This is a genomic window from Streptomyces sp. NPDC055254, from assembly GCF_053606025.1.
The window spans coordinates 40,724-59,841 of the sequence record NZ_JBSGQV010000010.1 but is presented as its reverse complement, the minus strand read 5'-3'; the positions used below and the strand labels follow the sequence as shown (position 1 = coordinate 59,841).

The following is a 19,118-nucleotide window of genomic DNA, read 5'->3' as shown; positions in this document are numbered from 1 at the left end:
GGGCGGGAGGGGAACACGTGAACGGCGACCTGGACGAGATTGCCCGCGCCGAGCTCGTCGAGCGCGAACCGTGCCCGCGCTGTGGGGCGGCGCCCGGATCGGCATGCCGGGCCGACTCCGGCGTCGTCGCCGTCGACTACCACACCGGCCGGTACGCGAAGGTCTCCGGACTGAAGTCCGGGCCCGCGATCCGCATCCCTGCCGTCCGCGGCCCCAGCAGGCCCTGGCAGCCCGGCCCCGAACCCGACCCGGGCCTGCTCGCCGCGCTGGAGCGCGCCGGCGACCGGATCGGCTACGCGCGCGTCTCCAGCAAGGGCCAGGACCTCACCGGACAGGTCCGCGCCCTCAAGGATGCCGAGTGCGTGCGCATCTACGTCGAGAAGGTCGGCGCGCGGGAGAAGATCCGGCCCGAGTACAACGCCGCCCTAGCTGACCTGCGGCCGGCCGACACCCTCACCGTCACCATGCTCGACCGGCTCGGCCGCAACATGGTCGAGCTGATCACCAGCGCGCAGGACCTCGCCGAGCGCGGCCACCGCCTGGAGATCCGCACCGGGCCCCTCGCGGGCACCTACGACCCGCAGGGCGCGGGCAGGGTCCTCTTCGTCGTGTTCGCCGCGATGGCCGAGGTCGAGCGGGAGTTCATCCACGAGCGGACCCTGGTCGACCTGGACACCGCCGCGGCGAATGGCAAGCACGGCGGCCGCCCGCCGGCCGTGGACGGCGACATGCTCGCCGTCGCCCTGCGCCGCCGCGACGCGAAGGAGTCGGTCACCGCCATCGCCAGGCACCTCGGCATCGGCCGCGCCGCTCCACCCTGTACCGCACCTTCGCCGCGTACGACGAAGCCATCGCCACCGGCCGGGAACCGGCGGGGTGACCTTTGCGACCCACAACCTCGGCTGCGGACTCCTCGACGCCACCCAGCGTGACCACGGATGCGGCTGGGCCTGGCAGCACGTCCACCGCGTCACGCCCCCCGGGTGCTGAACTGCCCCCACTGCCAGCACCGGATGCACGCCAAGAAGTCCATCAACGGGCCTCCGTCAGCGTGCCGGGTGTGGTGGTGCCTACGGCAACGAATCGTGGGACCAGCGGACTGGGCCGTCGGTAAGCCAGGAGCCGTCACCCAAAGGCTCCAAATCGTAAGGGTGGGCAGCCTCGACGGTCATCTCGCCGCTGATCGTGCCTGTGCGCACGTCGATCAGGTGGTAGCGGAACCACTCCTCCCCCTCCTCGGTCTCACTGCCGAGGGTGACCACGGCCGTGTCTGGGGTCAGGTAGCCGCCGCTCCATTCCACGAAGGTCTCCTCCGGGTCGTACCCGAAGGCCTCGACGGGGAGAGTAAAGAGCACGTCCCCGCTGGGGTGGCGGTGGAAGGAGACGTCCGCCTGCCCGTGGTCGACGGTCATGAACTGCTCCCCGCCCGGCGCCAGGTCGATCAGGCAGCGGTCCAACCACGGGTACGTCACGAACTCCACCTCGCCATCGGGCCCGGCCGTACCCCGGAGAATGACGGAGCCGTCCTGGCCCTCACCAATGTCGAGGTAGATGCTGCCGTCCACAGGGTGCACGTGGTGCCCGGCGCCGTGCCCGACCGTCTCCAGCTCCCGGCGGGCGAGGACCGCCCCGCTGTCGGCGTCGTACACGACCCACTGGTCTCCGCCCCCGCGTCCCGCCATCGCGTCCGGCCGGTAGACCCACACGGTCCGGCCGTCCAGGGACAGCGCACAACCAGGCCGGTGGCCACGGGGCACGTCGGAGTGCGGCTCGAAGTCCGACGCCCACACCAGGTCACCCGAGCGCGTGAGGCAGACGACCCGGTTCAGCGTCGCGTACACGACTCGCTCCAGATCGGGCCGTACCACCGACGCCACGACCTCGTCGCCAGCCTGCGGCTGGAACACTGCGGCGGGCTCCAGCACTCCGAAAACACCGGAGTCAATCACGTAGGCATAGATCCACCTGTCGCGGTGACGGGTAATGACCTTCAGATGCTGCGGAGGAATCATTCGTCGAGGCTAACGCCCAGCTCAGGCACCCGACGGGCGGGGCTGGCCTGCACGATCCCGCCCATGACGACTCGTGACGTGACACGGCAGTTGGAACCCGGTGCCAGGACCACTGCTCGGGCCTGCCGAGGGCGCCGACTCCTGCGGCTCCGATCGGGCAACCCGGTGCACGGTAGACGCTCATGCACCTCATCCAGACCCGCCGCCCCCACCTCACATCACCGCACCCAGTTGTGGCCATGAGCCGCGGGGGCTCAAACGACTCTCAACACCCGCACTCTCAGCACGCTCCCCAACGCAAAGGCGGCAACGGCATGATCTCGTCCATCGTCATAGGCGGCAGCGGCGGACTCGGGCGCGTCATCGCCCAGCGGTTCGCGGACCGCGGCGACTCTGTCGTCGTCACGAGCCGTGACACAGCGCGGGCCGAAGCGGCGGCGGCCGAGATCGGCGGCGCGACCCGGGGACTCGCCCTCGATCTCTCCCGGCCGGAGACGATCGCAGCCGCCCTCGCGAGCGTCACCGAAGTCGACCACCTGGTCGTCACAGCCATGGACCCTGTGCCGAACACGCTCGCCGACTTCAACATTTCGGACGCCGTCCGAGTCGTGACCATCAAGCTGGTCGGTTACGCCGAGGCCGTCCGCGCCCTGAGCGACCGATTCACTCCGGCCGCTTCCGTCGTGGTCTTCGGTGGCCTGGCCAAGGAGCGCCCCTACCCCGGCTCGACCATGGTGACCACCTTCAACGCCGGCCTGTCGGGTCTGGTGAAGACCCTCGCCGCCGAACTGGCCCCCCACCGGGTCAACGCGCTGCACCCCGCTCTCATCGGGGACAGTCCCAAGTGGCGTCATGTCACCGATCACCCGCACGCCTCGCGCACCCCCATCGGACGCCTGGTGACGATGGAGGAGATAGCCGACGCCACCGACTTCCTGCTGCGCAACGCCGGAATGAACGCCCACGACCTGCACGTCGACGGCGGCATCCTCATCACCTGATCCCGGCGATCCCGGGTACCTGACCCTGATCCCTCGGCAGCGACGGCGCGGCTTCCGCGGGCGCGGGCCGGTGTGAGGGATGCCGGCAGGGCACTGCTCGTCTCGTCGAGCGCCCGTCGGGAACGGCGGGGCGACTTCCACGAAGCCGGACACGAACGGCTCTGCCGGCGGGTCTGGAGATGGCCGGAGGTCACCGCTTCGGCCGAATCTCCGTAACCGGCCGCCGGCTCGTGCTGTTGAACGGAGCCCATGCCGCAATCCCTGCGGCATGCCCGCTCCTCAAGGAGATTTCGATGTCGCGTATCGCAAAGGCCGCAGCCGTTATCGCGGCAGCCGCTGCTGTCCTGGCCGGCAGCGCCGGCATGGCCGCCGCGGATGCCACTGCCGAGGGCGCTGCCATCGGTTCCCCCGGCGTCCTGTCCGGCAACGTCGTCCAGGTGCCCGTCCACGTCCCGATCAACATCTGTGGCAACACCGTCAACGTCGTCGGCCTCCTCAACCCCGCCTTCGGCAACACCTGCATCAACAACGGCGGGAACGGCAAGGCCGACCACCACGGCAAGCACTGAACACCGCCCGGCTGACCTGCGAACAGCCACCACCGCGTCGAAACCAGCAGATCACGCCCTCCTCTGAACCAGCCGCAGGGCACACGCCCTGAGCGGTCCGGCCTCCCCCCCCCCCGGGGAGGCCGGACCGCTGCGGCTCGACAGCCGTGAAGCCCAAATCGTCGTGCCCACCACCGACCAGAAGCAGAGCTGGCTGTCATGGCGTTGAAGATCGACGGCGTAATGGACCCACGAGCAGCGCTCCGTCGGTGCGGTCGGTACCCGAACGAAGGGCATCGGGTGTGTTCTGGTGACACCTGGTCGCCCCGGGAAGGGCGGCTGCGGCTCACCACCCCCCGCCCCCGGGGCTTGCCGTCACGTTTCGCCGGCCCCCGGGCGGGGAGAGCGAGCGACATCGGTGCCCGCGTCGGCGGCTTCCCGGTCCAGGCTCCCGTCAACCCGGCCAAGTGCCCGCGCTTCGAGCTCCATCGGGTCATATTGTCCCTTACGTGATATTTACCTCCCTATTGCGGGTAGTCGCTGAGTGGGACGGCGCCGATCTTGGCGTGATCCCAACCCGTGGAGCACTCCGTGCTCCCCTCAACGGATTGGACACCTTCCATGACCAGTGCGAACCCGGGTGGCACCCCCGCAGGCCGCCGGACTGCCGGCGCCGACGTTTCCGGACAGGGGACACGTCGCCTGTCGACGGAGACGAAGTCGGCCCTGAAGACGACGGAGTTCTTCGTCTACATCGCTGCCGTCATCGCGGTCCTGATCGCTTCCATGCTGGTGGGCACCGAAGAGGGGCACCGCGACTACTTCCGCGCCGACCAGGCGTGGCTGTACATCGTGATCCTCACCGTCGGCTACATGATCAGCCGCGGGCTGGCCAAGTCCGGCAGCCGGGATCACTACGACGGCTCCTGACACCGGCCGAACGGGCGGCCTCCTCGCCAGCCGCAGTACCACCGCGCCCTGGTCGGGCCCGGGTTTCTCCGCTCCGGGTCAAGCGGACGCCCCGTAAGTCGGCGGATCCCGCGGCCGCCCGGTCGGGTGTCCGTACCGTCAGCCCCGAATCCGCTCCGTCCTGGCAATCACTGGCCGGTACCAACAGACTCACGCCATGGACGCAGGACTCGCAGGACTTCTCGGTGGAGTCATCGGAGCGGCGGTCGGCGCACTCGGCGCAACGGCATCCGCATGGATCACCGGACGGAAGGCAGAACAACAGGCCAAGATCTGGCGGAGGCCCAACTGGGACAAGCACACCTTCAGATAGACGCTGACCGGACTCGTACACTGCGCGACTCACGCAAGGCAACCTACGTGGCCTTTGCCGAGGGCTGGAGGCTGGTGCACGAAACACTCGGCGAGGCAGCCATCAAACTCGGAGGCATCGCGGCGAGCGACCCGCCCGAGGAACGCGAAGAGCGCCGTCAAGCCGCCCGTCGCCTCTGGAATGAAGCACGGGCGCTGGAGCGTCCGCTCGGCCGGCTGATGAGCGTTGTCTACGTGGAAGGCCCGAGTCAGATGCAGGAGGCGTCACGGGAAGCGTCCGGTGCCCTGGTCCCCTACTTCGGCGCAGTGCTGGACTGGCTGCACGCGATCGACAACGCAACGGAAACACCGCAGCACTCAGAGGCAGCGGGCAGAGCCGGAGGCGACGCACACTCGAAGCTCCTGGACTTCCTCTACGCCGCGTCGGACACCGTTGCGCCAGACCTATCCGTCCGCATAAATCAATGAGCGAGGGCCTCTAGGGGCCGTCTCATGTGGTGCTGGACAGGTTCCTTGACACGAGCGCGGTGTTCCTGCGAGAGACGACGTGCCGTCCCCGTCTGCACCCGCTCAGCTGATTCGCTCACCTGAACCTCTTGCCGTACCCGTTGTGCTGGTCCGGCGTTCATCTTCCAGCGGCGGTAGCAGATGCGGGCTGCAGCGATGCCTGCGACGCCAGGAAGTTCCAGCTCTCCCGACACCGGAGGCGCCGGCGCGCGCCGGACCGTACGAGGCCCTGCTCGCGCCGGCGATTTCGTGTGACCGCGCGGTGGTTCAGCCGACCAGGACGCGGTCCGGGGCTTCCTTCGGACCGACGGCAGCACGGGAGCGGCGCGGCCGCACCGGCCACCAGATGGACCGGCCCAGCAGCGCGGCCAGCGCGGGCACCAGCACGATCGACAGGACGAAGGCGGAGAGCAGGATCCCGAGGGCCGTCGCGAAGCCGATCTGCTGGGTGGACGGAGCGGGGGTGACGGCCAGGCTGCCGAAGGACGCGGCCAGCACCAGGCCCGCCGTGGCGATGGCGGGCGCCGTGTGCCGTACGGCGCGGCCCACCGCCGCCCGTGCCGGCCCCGGCCGCTCCATCTCCTCCCGGATCCGGTCGCTCATCAGGATGTTGTAGTCGGTGCCCAGCGCGACCACGAACAGGAACAGCACGAGCGGGAGGGTGAAGTCCACACCGGGCCGGTCCAGCGCGCGCTGGAACACCAGGGTGGAGGCGCCGAGGGTCGCGGCGAAGCCGAGCCCGACCGCGGCCAGCAGGATCACCGGCGCCAGCAGGCTGCGCAGCAGGGCGAGCAGGATCAGTGCGATGAGCACGGCCGCCACCGGGAAGACCACCTTCAGGTCCTTGTCCACCGCGGTCGAGATGTCGGCGAAGAGCGCCGGCGTACCGCCCACGTGCGCCTCGGTACCGTCCGGCGCGTGGGCCCGCACCGCGGCCCTGACCGGGCCGGTGACCAGGTCGCGCGCCTCCTCGCGCTGCGGGTCGGCCGTCAGGAACAGGTCGATGCGGGCCGCCCGCCGGTCCTGGCTCAGCACGGTCTCCGCGACCTGGCCCACGCCCCCGACCGCGGCGAGCGCCTTGGACAGACCGCCCAGGCGCTCGACGGTGAGCGCGCCGCCGTCGGAAGCCGTGACGAACACGCTGGTCGGGTCCGACACGCCGGCCGGCAGGGCACGTGAGATCTCGGCGGCGGTGACGACCGCGGCAGTGCGCTCCGCCGCCGCGCCCCCCTGCCCGTAATCCATACGCATGCCCATGACACCGGCGGCCAGGGTGCCGAGCAGTGCCACCGAGGCCAGGACCAGCGCCAGCGGCCGACGCGCCACACGGTCGCCCAGCCGTGCGGCGGAGCCCGCGCGGGGCGCGTGGTTCAGCGCCCGGGAGGGCCAGAACATCCTGCGCCCGGTGACCGCCAGCAGGGCCGGCATCAGGGTCAGGCTGCCCAGCAGCATCACCAGTACCGACAGGGCGATGGCCGGCCCGAGCACCCGGAACTGGCCGAAGGAGGCGACCCCGAGCGTGGCGAACGCGGCGACGATGGTCAGCGCCGCGGAGGTGATGGCCGTACCCACCCGCCCGGCGACCTCGCCCGCCGCTTCGCGCCCGGACTGTGCGGGGTGTTCGCGCAGCTGCTCGCGGAAGCGGAAGAGGAGGAAGAGGAAGTAGTCGATGCCGATGCCGACCAGCACCACGCTGATCAACCCCGGCGTGGAATCGGCCAGTCCGGTCCCGGTCAGCAGCGCCGCGCCGACCACGACGCCCGCCGCGGCGCCGCCGATGACGGAGACCGCGAGCAGCGGCAGCAGCGCCGCCAGGACGCTGCGGAAGACCAGTACGTGCAGCAGGACGATGACCCCGAGCATGACCGCCCCGACCACGGTCGTCCTGGTCTTCTCGGCGTCCGCCGTGTCCACCCGGTCGGCGATCCCGCCGGTGAAACCGGTGCGCAGCCCGTCCTCGGCGAACCGGTCCCGCGCCGAATCGCGGAAGGCGCGGTAGGTGTCCTGCACCCCGGGATCGGCGGGATTCCCGGTCAGTTCGACGGAGAGCAGGCGGAAGGAGCGGTCGGGCGCCGTCATGGCCGGGCTGACCCGGGGGACCTGTGAGTGGTCCTGGGCGAGGGGCATCGTGTCCTCGGTCCTGGGCATGATGACCCGCTTCCGGGCCAACTGCGCGGCCTGCGCATCGATGCGCTCCTCGTCGGCGGTGCCGAGCGGTGCGTCGTCCGAGCGCGCCACCAGCAGGGTCAGGAGGTTGGCGTCCGGCTTCACACCGAACCGGTCCTCCGCGATCTTCAGGGCGGCCGCCGAGTCGTAGTGCGCGGGCAGGAACCCGCCGTTGCCGGGTTGGATGGCGCGGAAGACGAACGCCTGGCCCGCGATGGTGGCTGCGATGCCCAGTACCGCCCACAGGGCGATGACCTTCCATGGACTTCGCGTCGAGAATCGGGTCAAGGCGCGGATCACTGGTCTCCTCCGGTCTGTGCGGTGCCGGCCGGGGTTCCCGGCCTGACTCCAGACCACCAGCGGGGAGCGGGGAAAACGTCGGGACGGCGGAGGATCCGTACGCGGGACCAGGGTCCGGCCGGGGGCGCCGATCAGGACCGGAGTCCTGGTACCGGCCCACACCGGGGACTGGTGGCAGGGGCGGCGGCCGGTGCCAGAATGGATCACCGGAGAGCGCGGCCGCGCGAGCCCGGCACCTGCCGGGAGGGGCGGCCGACGGGGAGGACCGGCAGCATGGGTACGGGTACGGGTACGGGTACGGGTACGGGTACGGGTACGGGTACGGGTGTGACCGTGAGAGCCGAAGGGGGCGGCGGCGGGCGTGCGGGTGCAGACCGTGACGCGGGCCGCGACACGGGGTGGAACGTGGCCCGGGCAGGCGGCCAAGGCGTGGGCCCCGGGGCGGACCGCGCCGCCGACCGCTCACCCTGGACGCGCAACGACGGACTCGTGGCGGTCGCGGCGGGCACCATCGACCTCGTCGGCTACTCCCTGGGCATGCAGACCGAGGGCCGGGTCCTGAGTGTGAGCGCGGCCGTCGCCCTGGTGGTCTCGGCGATGCCCCTGATCGCCCGGCGCGCGCGGCCGGTGACGGTACTCGCCTCCGTACTGGCCCTCGGCGTGGTGGTGAACATGACCACCCCTCTGACACCGCACTTCACCCTCACCCTGCTGGTGGCGCTCTACTCGGTGGCCCGGTTCAGCCGTCCCGCCGTTGCCGCGGCGGCGGTGGTCGCGGCGGTGCCGCTGATCGCCGCCGGCCAGGCCGGCTGGCCCCTGCCCTTCGGCTGGTGGGGTCTGGTCGCGAACGTGATCGGCACCCTCGGCGCCGTCGGCGTGGCCGCCGTGGTCAACCACCGGCAGGGGGAGGCCGAGGCCCACAGGACACTGCTCGCGGACCGGGCCGTCGCCGAGGAACGCCGTCGGATCGCCCGCGAACTGCACGACATCGTCGCCCACCACATCACCACCATGCAGCTGATGGCCGGCGGGGCGCGGGCCAATTTGGCGCACGATCCGGAGGTCGTCCGGGAAGCCCTCGTCACCCTGGAGGACTCCGGGCGGATGGCGCTGCGCGAGATGCGCCAACTCCTCGACGTACTACGGGCCGGAGAGGAGCCGGAGCACACCCCGCCGGCTCCACAACCCGGGGCCGACGACCTCGACCGGATCATCGCCGAGTCCCGGCTGGCCGGCACGGAGACCGAGTTCACCGTGGACGGCCCGGTCCGCCCGCTGCCTCCGAGCGTGGGCCTCACCGTCTTCCGGATCGTCCAGGAGGCCCTGACCAACACCCGCAAGCACGCGGGGCAGGCGCGGGCCCACGTACGGCTCACCTACCGCCGGGACGAGGTGGCCGTGGAGGTGCGCGACGACGGAGCGGGGACGCAGGCACCGGCCTCCCGGCCCGCGGCGCGCTCCGGGTACGGTCTGATCGGTATGCACGAGCGTGTCGCCCTGCAGGGCGGAACCCTGGAGGCCGCCGCACTCGACGGCGGGGGTTTCCGGGTGGCGGCCCGCCTCCCGGTCCGGGTCCCGGTCCCCGGCCTCGGGGAGGGCGAGAGAGAGGAACGGCACCGATGATCCGCGTGCTCATAGCCGACGACCAGCCGCTGGTGCGCCGCGGCCTGGCCCTGATCCTGGGCCCCGACCCGGAGTTCGAGGTGGTGGGCGAGGCCGAGGACGGGGCCCGGGCCGTCGCCCTGGCTCGCGAGCTGCTGCCCGACGTGGTCGTCATGGACATCCGGATGCCGGTCCTCGACGGGGTACAGGCCACCGAGGAACTCGCGCGGACGCTCCCCTTGACGCGCGTCCTCGCCCTCAGCACGTTCGACATGGACGAGTACGTGGTCGCCGCCCTGCGCGCCGGCGCGTACGGCTTCCTGCCCAAGGACATCTCCCCGGAGGAGCTGATCGCCGCGGTCCGCATCGTCCACACCGGCGAGGCCGCCGTCGCGCCACGGCTGCTGACCCGGCTCATCTCCGCCTACGTACGGACCCCCGTGCGGCCGCGGTCATGGGTCGGCGAGCCCCCGGCCGAACTCACCCCGCGCGAGCTGGAGATCTGGCGCCTGCTGGCCGGCGGCCGGGGCAACGCCGAGATCGCCCTGGACCTGGACATCAGTGTCTCCACGGTCAAGAACCACATCACGGGCATCTTCGGCAAGCTGGGCGTCCGTGACCGTGCGCAGGCGGTGATCGCGGCCTACGAATCGGGCCTGGTGGAGGCCGGCGGTGCGAGCGGTTGATCACCAAGTGCCCGCAGGGCAAACGGAATTCTCCTGGCGACCACCCCGGTGACAAGCCAAATCACGTGACTTGGCGCCAGCGTCCCGGCTGGTTGTGGTGGTTGCCGCCTCCCCCGCCCGCCGTCGATCACGCTGTCGGCCGGCGCGCCGCCGGGTACTGGTGAGCGGTCCGGGCCTGCCCTCGGGCCGGACCGCTCACCGCCGTGCTACTCCTCGCTAGGCCGCTTGGCCTGTCGGGTGGAAGTTGATGCGTTCACTGATGACGGGGAAGCCGGCCTTGGCGAAGTTCGCGGCCATGGGGAAGTTGCCCTGGTCCGTCGCTCCGCCGACGAACTCCGCGCCCTGCTCGGCCAGGAGGTGGGTGCACTCCGCGAGGAGGTCGTAGGCGTAGCCGCGACCGCGCTGTTCCGGGACGACTCCGATGAAGCCGATGGTCGGGCCGGAGGGGTTGTGGGCCGGGATGTGGATGCCGGCCAGGTCGCCCTCCGGCGTGTGCGCGATCTGCCACCATTCCCGTGGGGAGGGGCACCAGTGGAAGAAGTCGAGTTCCTCCTGGGCGGCCTGGTCGAGGCCGCCCTCCTCGATGGCCCTGAGCGCGTGGGCGTCCAGGGTGACGGAGTGGATGCGGCGCAACGCGTCGAAGAACACGGTGTCGTCGGGTTCGGCGCTGAAACGCAGGCGTCCGGGCCGCTCGGGCAGGGCCCGCTCCGGGGTCCAGCGGTACAGGAAGCGTTCCACCAGGAGTTCGTAGCCTGCGGCTCGTGCGGCGGCGAAGCGCGCCTCGGCGCCGGCGCGCAGGTCGGTCCTTTCCCGCCAGCCGCCGGGCAGGTTGATCTCGAGTTCGACCTGCCAGGGAGCGGAGCGCAGGAGTGCGGCCCCGGCTTCCTCCTCGCCCTCGGCCACGTCGAACCAGTTGATGTTGACGGGCTCCGAGTCGTCGGGGCCGCCCCACCACGCGCCGCGTGCGACGACCTCGCCGTCGCGCAAGGCGACGCGCTTCCAGTCGGGGCGGAACTGGGTACGCCGATGGCCTTCACGGGCGCCGAGGGGGTCTGGGAGTGCGTCGAAGAGATGAGCGTCGCTCGCGGAGAGCGCGCGGATGACCGGATCGGTCATGGATTCCTCCGGGATACAGGCTGCTTGGAGCGCCCCCGGTCAGAACTCACGAACCACGCCGGGATAGCGGAAGAGGGAGCGCTGGAAAGGTGTGAACCGCACGGCACTCGCCTCCTTCCGTCCATCAGGGCGTGGATCCACACGCTACGTGATCTTCCGCAGGTAGGTCCACGGATTTCTGCGCCCCTTGAGGGAGGGGTTTGCGCGACGATGCAGAGCCACCGTGAACCCCGCCTACGGGCGGGGCGGTTGATGCTGGGCACCTTCACGACGAGGCCGCAGTGCTGGTCGTCGAAGACACCGTCGGGGTCCAACGCCAGTACGCAGGCACCGCGGGACGGAGGGACACAGGACGCCGCGCGGAAGGTGCCCGGGCGTGCCTGCCAGAGGCTGTCCGGAAGAGACCTTCCAAAGCCAGAAGGGGCTCGCGGGGCTCGCAGTCCGGTGTCGTAATGCGTCACGCCGTCGATGAAGCGCTGCCGGGTGCGCCCACTGCAAACGGGCTCCTCTGTTCCCACACCCCCTCTGTAGCTGCCGGAACGCGCTGAGCTGCTGGTGCGGCTCGGGGGGTGCGGTGACGGGGTTGCCGAGTCTGCGACTGCCCCGGGGGTCGGTTGCGACGCGGGTGGTCGGCCGAGGGCTGAGCGGGACCGGTGGCGCCCGGTACGGCGGCAGAGCCCCGATACGGCAGCAGGGCCCGGACCGCGCGTCGCGGTCCGGACCCTGCCCGTGCGGTGCCGCCCTGCGGCGGCGGTGCGTCAGCTCTGTGCGGTGTCGTCGCCCGCCTGCTCGGCGCCCTCAGTTGTGCCTGCCTTCTCGCGCATCTTGCGCACCAGGTCCGCCTTCTGGTCGGCCGCACCCTGGCGGTCGAGGTTGCGGTGCGGACCGTTGTTCTGACGTTCGGCGCGGGACAGCCTCTTGCGCTGGCCGCCGCCCTGACCCACGGGGTTGTTGATGTTCTTGCTCACGGTCACGGGTTCTCCCGGTAATGATGTGAAGTGATCTACGGATTCGGGTGGGGGACGGGCGGCAACGTCCAAGGACGTCAGCAGGGGCCCATCACGCTCTCACTCGTAAATCGGCGTCTGCACGACGTTACCCGGTTCCGTCGGCCCTGCACACCAACCTTTTCGCCGCCCCGGTGTCCGCAGGGCCTTCAGGGAGCGCCGGGGGTCAGCCGTGTCCTTCCGGGAATCCCAGCACCGCCAGCACCCGCCGGTGGACGCCGCCCGCCGGGGCAGCTCCAGCTGGGTCGCCGCGGGCGTTGTCAGTGGTCGCGAGCACACTGACCGCAACAGAGAGCACCTCACTCGCGCCCCACCGTTACGGGACGACCTCAGGGACGGCAGCCGCGCGCATCGGTGCGCGGCGGGAGGCGGTCGGCGGTCGGCGGTCGGCGGTCGGCCGAGCCAGGTGTCGTCCGCGGCCTGGCCCCTGCGGCGTGAGCGGCCGAGTGCAGGCCCTCGGGGCAGCCGTCGCGCACTCCGCGCTGCTACAGGCTTCACAGCACGCGACCGTCAGCGTCCCGCACCGGGACGTGGCCGGCCTGCGGGGCTCGTACCCGGTGCGGCCTACGCGGCCAGGGTGCGCGGCTGGGCGCCGACCGCCTTCGCGAACGGCAGGCGGGCCGGTCGGCGGGCCGGCAGGTGACGCCGCGCCGCCGTAGCTCTTCCCGCCGTGGTCAGGCCGACCGGGCCCGCGCCGGCAACCAGTACGGCACCGCGTAGCCGTGCGCCGCCGGGCATCCCGGCCCGTCCCGTCGGCCCCCGTGCGAGGAGAAGTGCCTCCATGGTCGCCGGGGGCCGGGGGCGCCGCGACGGCTGCTACTCGATCACGAGCTCGACGGGGATGTTGCCCCGCGTGGCGCGGGAGTACGGGCACACCTCGTGCGCCTGCTTCACCAGGAGGGCGCCCGGCTCGCCCGCCAGGGCCTCGGGGAGCTCGACGCGCAGGGTGACGCCCAGGCCGAAGGCGGCGCCGTCCTTGCCGATGGAGACCTCGGCCGTGACGGACACCTCGCTGGTGTCGGCCTTGGCCTGGCGGCCGACGAGGCCGAGGGCGCTGGCGAAGCAGGCGGCGTATCCGGCCGCGAAGAGCTGCTCGGGGTTGGTGCCCTGGCCGTTGCCACCGAGGGCCGGGGGCATCGCCAGCGCGAGGTCGATCTGGCCGTCGGAGCTGACGGTGCGGCCCTCGCGGCCGTTGGCGGTGGCGACGGCGGTGTACAGCGCGTCCATCGGAGTTCCTCTCGCAGGGGTGGACCGTGGTGGGTGCGGCCGGTGGCCGGCCGCGCTCCACAAGTACAGCACACAATTAAGTTGTGCACAATTAAATGCCTCGCCCGTCTCGCCGCGTACACTGGCCCCATGACCGAGCAGCCGACCGCGATCCACGCCGACCAGGACTTCCTGCGCCTCGACGGCCAGATCTGCTTCGCGCTGAACGCCGCGAGCCGCGCCTTCGGCGGTCTCTACCGCGTCGTCCTCAAGGACCTCGGACTCACCTACCCGCAGTACCTGGTGATGCTGGTGCTGTGGGAGCACGGCGAGCTCCCCGTCAAGCAGATCGGGCAGCACCTGCGACTGGATTCCGGCACGCTCTCACCCCTGCTCAAGCGGCTGGAGGCGGCCGGCCTGATCCGCCGCGAGCGCAGTACGCGGGACGAGCGGTCCGTGCATGCGCACCTCACGGAGGAAGGCGCCGCTCTGCGCGCCCGCGCGGCGGCGGTACCGCGCCGGATCGCGACCGCGACCGGCTTCGACCTCGCGGAGATCCACGACCTCCAGAACCGCCTGAGCCGCCTCACGGCCGCCCTCGACGCGGCCGCCCCACCGGAAGCCTGAGCGCTCCCCGCCGCCTTCCCCGCCACGCGTGCGCCGGGGGGGGCCGCGTCCGAGAACCCGCGCGGGGCGCGCCGGTGCGCCCGGGGGCTCCCGGAACCCGCGCGGGGCGCGCCGCCCCTTGCCACACTGGGTGAGAAGGGGAGGAAGCGGCGACGGGGCGGAACGGCACAGGAGGTACGCCATGGACCCCGTTGCGGCACTGGACCGGATCGCCTTCCTGCTGGAGCGCTCGCTGGCACCCACGTACCGGGTACGGGCCTTTCGCAACGCGGCGGCCGTACTCACCCGCATGGGCGAGCGCGAAGTGGCCGAACGCGCCGGGGCCGGATCGCTGGAGGCCGTCAAGGGCCTCGGTCCCAAAACCGCCCAGGTGGTGCGCGAAGCGCTCGCCGGAGGCGTTCCGGCCTATCTGCAGAAGCTGGAGGACGAAGCCGCGGCCCTCCCCGACGGACCCCCGGCCGATCCCGCCGCCACCGCGCTGCGGGCCGCGCTGCGCGGGGACTGCCACGTGCACTCCGACTGGTCCGACGGCGGCAGCCCCATCGACGCCATGGGGCGGGCGGCCGACCGGCTGGGCCACGACTGGGCCGTGCTCACCGACCACTCCCCCCGGCTGACGGTCGCCCGGGGGCTGTCTCCGGAGCGGCTGCGCGAGCAGTTGGACGCGGTCGCGGAACTCAACCGCTCCTGGGCGCCGTTCGAGCTGCTCACCGGCATCGAGTGCGACATCCTGCCCGACGGGTCCCTGGACCAGGAACCGGAACTGCTGGAGCGCCTCGACGTCGTCGTCGCCTCCGTGCACTCGAAGCTGCGGATGGAGGCACCCGCCATGACGCGGCGCCTGCTGACGGCCGTGCGCAACCCGTTGACGGACGTCCTCGGGCACTGCACGGGGCGGCTCGTCACGGGACGCACCCGGCCGGAGTCGCAGTTCGACGCCGAGGCGGTCTTCGCCGCCTGCGCGGAGGCCGGCACCGCCGTGGAGATCAACAGCCGACCGGAACGGCTGGACCCGCCCCGCCGGCTGCTGCGCCTCGCGGTGGCGGCCGGGACCCTGTTCGCCATCGACACGGACGCGCACGCACCGGGCCAGCTGGACTGGCAGATCCTGGGCTGCGAGCGGGCCGCCGAGTGCGGCGTCCCGGCCGGACGCGTCGTCAACACCTGGACCGCCGAGCAGGTCCGCACCTGGACCCGCACCCGGCGACCCCCCGGTCCCGCAACGCAGACGTAGCCGGTCACACGGGTCCGGCGCCCCTGAGCCGCAGCGCCAGCAGCAGGACGTCGGCCCCGGCGACGGCCATCGTCACCAGGAACGGGAGCCGCCCGGCAGGCCGGCGGACCGTCGACGCCAGCGCCGCCGCCGTCACCGCCAGCAGTCCCCAGCCGTACGCCGTCACGCGCCCCGGCGGCCCGACGACCAGGACGGCGGCGGAGCCGAGGACCAGCGCCCCGGCCAGGGCTCCGGCGTACCGCGCGCCGAGCCGCTGCGGCAGGCCGGTGACCCCGGTGGCCAGGTCGTCCTCGATGTCCGGCAGCACGTTGGCGCAGTGCGCCCCCGCGCCCAGCAGTGCGGCGGCGGCCGTGAGCCACAGCGGAGGCCACGGTTCGCCGGGCAGGCCCAGGGTGACGAAGGCGGGCAGCAGGCCGAAGGCGAGGGCGTACGGGAGCCAGGAGGCGGACGTGCTCTTCAGCCGCAGGTTGTACGCCCAGCCCGCCGCGACGGCGACGAGGTGCACGGCGCCCGCGAGAAGTCCGCCGGCCAGGGACAGCGGGACGCAGAGCAGCAGGGCGGCGCCCGCGGCGCGGGACACGGCCGCCGCCGTCACCGTGCCGGCGACCAGGGGTTTGTCGCAGCGGCCCGAGGCCAGGTCGCGGCCCAGGTCGGCCCGGTCGTTGCACCACCCGACGGAGAGCTGTCCGGCGGCCACCGCGGCCGTGGTGGCGGCGACGCCCGCGAGGTCGCGCCCCACGATCACGGCGAGGGCGCCGGCGAGCAGCGTGACGGCCGCCGCGGGCAGCGGATGGCAGGCCGCCAGCAGCCCGCCGAGCCTGCCGCCCCGCGCACCGCCGCCGGGCCGGGGGCGCCCGGAGGTACGGCGCCCGGAGGTACGGGGGCGTCCGGCGGGTCGCGGCGGCCGGCGGGTCTGTTCACTGGACGCGGTCACCCCGCCACGCTAGACGGCGGCGCGCCCGGCGCCCCTGATTCGTAACGGGATGTCAGTTTTTTCCTATGGTGGATCAATGACACGGGTCCTGGCAGTGAGCAGCGTGTTCCCGCCCCATCGCTACGCGCAGTCCGAGATCACGGCGGCACTGACCCGTTTCCTGCCCCCCGGCTCCGACCCGGCGCTGCTGCACCGCGTCCACGCCTCGGTGCGGGTGGACGCCCGTCATCTCGCGCTGCCCCTGGACCGGTACGGGCCGTCGTACGACTTCGGCACCACGAACGCCCTCTTCGTCGAGAAGGCCCTGGACCTCGGGGGCCGGGCCCTCGCGCACGCCCTCGCCGACGGCGGTCTGGCGGCCGGGGAGATCGACCTCGTCATGTCGACCACCGTGACCGGGCTCGCGACGCCGTCCCTGGAGGCCCGCCTCGCCGCCCGCGCGGGCCTGCGCCCCGACGTCCGGCGCGTCCCGCTCTTCGGTCTCGGCTGCGCGGCCGGCGCCGCCGGCGTCGGCCGCGTCCACGACCACCTCACGGGCCGTCCTGACCAGGTGGCGCTCCTGCTGTCCACCGAGCTGTGCTCGCTGACCCTCCAGCCGACGGACACCTCGATGGCGAACCTGGTGGCCGGAGCGCTGTTCGGCGACGGGGCGGGCGCGCTGTTGGCCGTCGGCCGCGAGCATCCGCTGTACGCCACCGCCGCCGGGCCCTCGGTGGTGGCCTCGCGCAGCCGCCTGTACCCGGGCACCGAGCACCTCCTCGGCTGGGAGATCGGGCACTGGGGCTTCCGCATGGTGCTCGGCCGCGAACTCCCGGACCTCGTACGGCTGCACGTGGCCGAGGAAGTGGAGACCTTCCTCGCCGCCCACGACCTCAAGCCCTCCGACGTCGACGCGTGGATCTGCCACCCGGGCGGCCCCCGCATCCTCGACGCGCTCTCGGACGCGCTGGGCCTGCCCGAATCCGCCTTGGCGGCCAGTCGGCGCTCCCTGGCCGCCGTCGGCAACCTCTCCTCGGCCTCGGTCCTGCACATCCTGAACGAGGTCGAGGCGGCGGGACCGCCGCCGCCCGGTTCCGTCGGCCTGATGCTGGCCTTCGGTCCGGGGTTCGCCTCCGAACTCGTCCTGCTCCGCTGGTGACTGGAGACTGGTGACCGCATGCCGACGTACCCGACGTCGTTCCCGGCGTCCTCGATGACCCTGTACCTGCTCTTCATCGGCCTCGTCGTGGCCGAGCGGCTCGCCGAGATGGCGACGGCCCGCCGCCACCGGGCGTGGAGCCTGGCCCGGGGCGCCCGCGAGTACGGCCGGGGCCACTACCCGGCCATGGTCGCCCTGCACACCGCGCTGCTGGTGGGCTGCGTGGTGGAACCCTGGGCCGTCGGGCGCCCGTTCGTGCCTCTGCTCGGCTGGTCGGCCCTCGCGGTGGCCCTGGCGGCGCAGGGGCTGCGCTGGTGGTGCGTGGCCTCCCTCGGGCCCCGGTGGAACACCCGGGTGCTCGTCGTGCCCGGGCTGCCGCTGGTGGCCTCCGGTCCGTACCGGTACCTGCGGCATCCCAACTACGTGGCGGTCGTCGCGGAAGGCATCGCGCTTCCGCTGGTGCACACGGCTTGGCTGACCGCGCTGTGCTTCACGGTCCTCAACCTGATGCTGCTGCGGGTGCGGATCGGCTGCGAGGACACCGCCCTGACCGAGTGCGGCCGGCTGCGGGCGCCCGCCTCCGTCCCGTCGGCGGGTGCCGGGACGTGATCGACCTGCTGATCGCGGGCGGCGGTCCGGCCGGGCTGGCCACCGCCATCCACGGCGCGCTGGCCGGTCTGGAGACCGTGGTCGTGGAGCCCCGCCCCTCCCCGGTCGACAAGGCCTGCGGGGAGGGTCTGATGCCGCGTGCGGTCCGCGGGCTTCGGGAGCTGGGCGTGCCCGTGGCCGGGCAGCCGTTCCGCGGCATCCGGTACGTGGACGCGGTGAGCGGCCGGTCCGCGCAGGGCCTGTTCCACCACGGCCCGGGCCTCGGTGTCCGCCGGACCGTGCTCCAGGCGGCGCTGGTCGAGCGCGCGGCGCGGCTGGGCGTACGGGTGGTGGCCGGGCGCGTCGGCGCGGTCCGCCAGGACGGGGACCGCGTCGAGGCGGCCGGGTTCACGGCCCGCTACCTCGTCGCGGCGGACGGGCTGCACTCCCCCGTCCGGCGCGGCCTGGGCCTGGTGGCCCCGCCCGCGCCCGGCCGGCCCGCGCGCTACGGACTGCGTCGCCACTACGGGATCGCGCCCTGGAGCGACCTGGTCGAGGTCCACTGGTCCGCCCGCTGCGAGGCGTACGTGACCCCGGTCGGGCCCGACCGTATCGGCGTGGCGATCCTGACCTCGGAGCACGTCCCCTTCGATGTGCAACTGGCCCGGTTCCCGCTGCTGGCCGCGCGTTTGTCGGCCGCTGCGGCCACGGCGGTCCGCGGGGCGGGGCCGCTGCGGCAGGAGGCCCGCGTACGGGTGGCGGGGCGCGTGCTGTTCGTGGGGGACGCCGCGGGCTACGTCGACGCGCTGACCGGTGAGGGCGTCGCCATGGCCGTCACGGCGGCGGGCGAACTGGTGCGCTGCGTACGGCAGGGGCGGCCCCAGGCGTACGAGCGGGCCTGGCGCGAGCTGTCGCGCGGCTACCGGACGCTCACCGCCTCACTGCTGTGGGCGCGGCACCGGCCGCGGCTCGCCGAGCGGATCGTCCCGGCGGCGGCGCTGCTCCCCGGCGTGTTCACGCGGGCGGTGAACGTGCTGGCGTGAGTGCCCGCGCGGAGCGCGGGGCGGCACCTCGCGCGCCGGGTTCATCGAAAGCTCCGTTCGCCGACGCGGGGGTCTGCACATCGCGCCGGTCATCGTGCGTCACGACACGCGCACGCCTTGTT

At 72.6% G+C, this 19,118-nt stretch carries 18 protein-coding genes; 12 read left to right on the top strand and 6 right to left on the bottom strand.

Features of this window, described 5'->3' with window-relative positions:
• Positions 1 to 17 precede the first annotated feature (17 nt).
• The gene (locus tag ACWFQ8_RS13060) at positions 18 to 932 is read left to right on the top strand and encodes a recombinase family protein (RefSeq protein WP_453786266.1); all 915 of its coding nucleotides are present in this window, start codon (positions 18 to 20) and stop codon (positions 930 to 932) included.
• Positions 933 to 1,070: 138 nt separating this feature from the next.
• Here ACWFQ8_RS13060 and ACWFQ8_RS13055 read toward each other — a convergent pair whose 3' ends face one another.
• The gene (locus ACWFQ8_RS13055; RefSeq protein WP_453786265.1) at positions 1,071 to 2,012 is read right to left on the bottom strand and encodes a hypothetical protein; all 942 of its coding nucleotides are present in this window, start codon (positions 2,010 to 2,012) and stop codon (positions 1,071 to 1,073) included.
• A 314-nt stretch (positions 2,013 to 2,326) separates the two neighbouring features.
• Between ACWFQ8_RS13055 and ACWFQ8_RS13050 the strand changes: the two genes are divergently transcribed.
• From ACWFQ8_RS13050 to ACWFQ8_RS13035, 4 genes are all read left to right on the top strand, one after another.
• Positions 2,327 to 3,013, top strand: a complete 687-nt coding sequence (locus ACWFQ8_RS13050) for an SDR family oxidoreductase (protein ID WP_453786264.1) — start codon at positions 2,327 to 2,329, stop codon at positions 3,011 to 3,013.
• A 293-nt stretch (positions 3,014 to 3,306) separates the two neighbouring features.
• Positions 3,307 to 3,582 (top strand): chaplin, encoded by a 276-nt coding sequence (locus ACWFQ8_RS13045; RefSeq protein WP_453786263.1) that lies wholly within the window; start codon positions 3,307 to 3,309, stop codon positions 3,580 to 3,582.
• Between the two features lie 600 nt (positions 3,583 to 4,182).
• Positions 4,183 to 4,491, top strand: coding sequence for a hypothetical protein (locus ACWFQ8_RS13040; RefSeq protein ID WP_453786262.1), 309 nt, complete (start codon positions 4,183 to 4,185; stop codon positions 4,489 to 4,491).
• Between the two features lie 399 nt (positions 4,492 to 4,890).
• On the top strand, positions 4,891 to 5,310 hold the full coding sequence (locus ACWFQ8_RS13035) for a hypothetical protein (protein WP_453786261.1): 420 nt from the start codon (positions 4,891 to 4,893) through the stop codon (positions 5,308 to 5,310).
• Positions 5,311 to 5,616: 306 nt separating this feature from the next.
• Here ACWFQ8_RS13035 and ACWFQ8_RS13030 read toward each other — a convergent pair whose 3' ends face one another.
• Positions 5,617 to 7,803: an MMPL family transporter gene (locus ACWFQ8_RS13030; RefSeq protein WP_453786260.1), complete on the bottom strand. Its 2,187-nt coding sequence runs from the start codon at positions 7,801 to 7,803 to the stop codon at positions 5,617 to 5,619.
• Between the two features lie 285 nt (positions 7,804 to 8,088).
• On the opposite strand from ACWFQ8_RS13030, the gene ACWFQ8_RS13025 reads away from it, so the two are divergent.
• A complete protein-coding gene (locus tag ACWFQ8_RS13025) occupies positions 8,089 to 9,438 on the top strand; it encodes a sensor histidine kinase (protein ID WP_453786259.1) in 1,350 nt (449 codons plus the stop codon).
• Entirely contained in the window at positions 9,435 to 10,103 is a 669-nt protein-coding gene (locus ACWFQ8_RS13020) for a response regulator (protein WP_453786258.1), read from the top strand. The genes ACWFQ8_RS13025 and ACWFQ8_RS13020 overlap by 4 nt, the downstream gene beginning before the upstream one ends.
• A 216-nt stretch (positions 10,104 to 10,319) precedes the next feature.
• Here ACWFQ8_RS13020 and ACWFQ8_RS13015 read toward each other — a convergent pair whose 3' ends face one another.
• From ACWFQ8_RS13015 to ACWFQ8_RS13005, 3 genes are all read right to left on the bottom strand, one after another.
• On the bottom strand, positions 10,320 to 11,219 hold the full coding sequence (locus tag ACWFQ8_RS13015; protein WP_453786257.1) for a GNAT family N-acetyltransferase: 900 nt from the start codon (positions 11,217 to 11,219) through the stop codon (positions 10,320 to 10,322).
• 758 nt (positions 11,220 to 11,977) lie between these two features.
• Complete coding sequence (locus ACWFQ8_RS13010) at positions 11,978 to 12,193, bottom strand: DUF6243 family protein (RefSeq protein WP_453786256.1); 216 nt, start codon at positions 12,191 to 12,193, stop codon at positions 11,978 to 11,980.
• Positions 12,194 to 13,042: 849 nt separating this feature from the next.
• Complete coding sequence (locus ACWFQ8_RS13005) at positions 13,043 to 13,453, bottom strand: organic hydroperoxide resistance protein (protein WP_453786255.1); 411 nt, start codon at positions 13,451 to 13,453, stop codon at positions 13,043 to 13,045.
• 129 nt (positions 13,454 to 13,582) lie between these two features.
• Here ACWFQ8_RS13005 and ACWFQ8_RS13000 point away from each other — a divergent pair, with 129 nt between their 5' ends.
• The gene (locus ACWFQ8_RS13000; protein ID WP_453786254.1) at positions 13,583 to 14,059 is read left to right on the top strand and encodes a MarR family winged helix-turn-helix transcriptional regulator; all 477 of its coding nucleotides are present in this window, start codon (positions 13,583 to 13,585) and stop codon (positions 14,057 to 14,059) included.
• A 181-nt stretch (positions 14,060 to 14,240) separates the two neighbouring features.
• Positions 14,241 to 15,293, top strand: coding sequence for a PHP domain-containing protein (locus tag ACWFQ8_RS12995; protein ID WP_453786253.1), 1,053 nt, complete (start codon positions 14,241 to 14,243; stop codon positions 15,291 to 15,293).
• 4 nt (positions 15,294 to 15,297) lie between these two features.
• Here the strand turns inward: ACWFQ8_RS12995 and ACWFQ8_RS12990 are convergent, their stop codons facing one another.
• Positions 15,298 to 16,227, bottom strand: a complete 930-nt coding sequence (locus ACWFQ8_RS12990) for a UbiA family prenyltransferase (RefSeq protein WP_453786252.1) — start codon at positions 16,225 to 16,227, stop codon at positions 15,298 to 15,300.
• 76 nt (positions 16,228 to 16,303) lie between these two features.
• Here ACWFQ8_RS12990 and ACWFQ8_RS12985 point away from each other — a divergent pair, with 76 nt between their 5' ends.
• Genes ACWFQ8_RS12985 through ACWFQ8_RS12975 form a run of 3 tightly spaced genes read left to right on the top strand, consistent with a single transcriptional unit; the run spans position 16,304 to position 18,996 of the window.
• Positions 16,304 to 17,365 carry a type III polyketide synthase gene (locus ACWFQ8_RS12985; protein WP_453786251.1) on the top strand — a complete coding sequence of 354 codons (1,062 nt, stop codon included), beginning with the start codon at positions 16,304 to 16,306 and terminating at the stop codon, positions 17,363 to 17,365.
• Positions 17,366 to 17,419: 54 nt separating this feature from the next.
• Positions 17,420 to 17,974, top strand: a complete 555-nt coding sequence (locus tag ACWFQ8_RS12980; RefSeq protein WP_453786397.1) for an isoprenylcysteine carboxyl methyltransferase family protein — start codon at positions 17,420 to 17,422, stop codon at positions 17,972 to 17,974.
• Positions 17,971 to 18,996: an NAD(P)/FAD-dependent oxidoreductase gene (locus tag ACWFQ8_RS12975; RefSeq protein WP_453786250.1), complete on the top strand. Its 1,026-nt coding sequence runs from the start codon at positions 17,971 to 17,973 to the stop codon at positions 18,994 to 18,996. Before ACWFQ8_RS12980 ends, ACWFQ8_RS12975 begins: the two co-directional genes overlap by 4 nt.
• Positions 18,997 to 19,118: the final 122 nt, after the last annotated feature.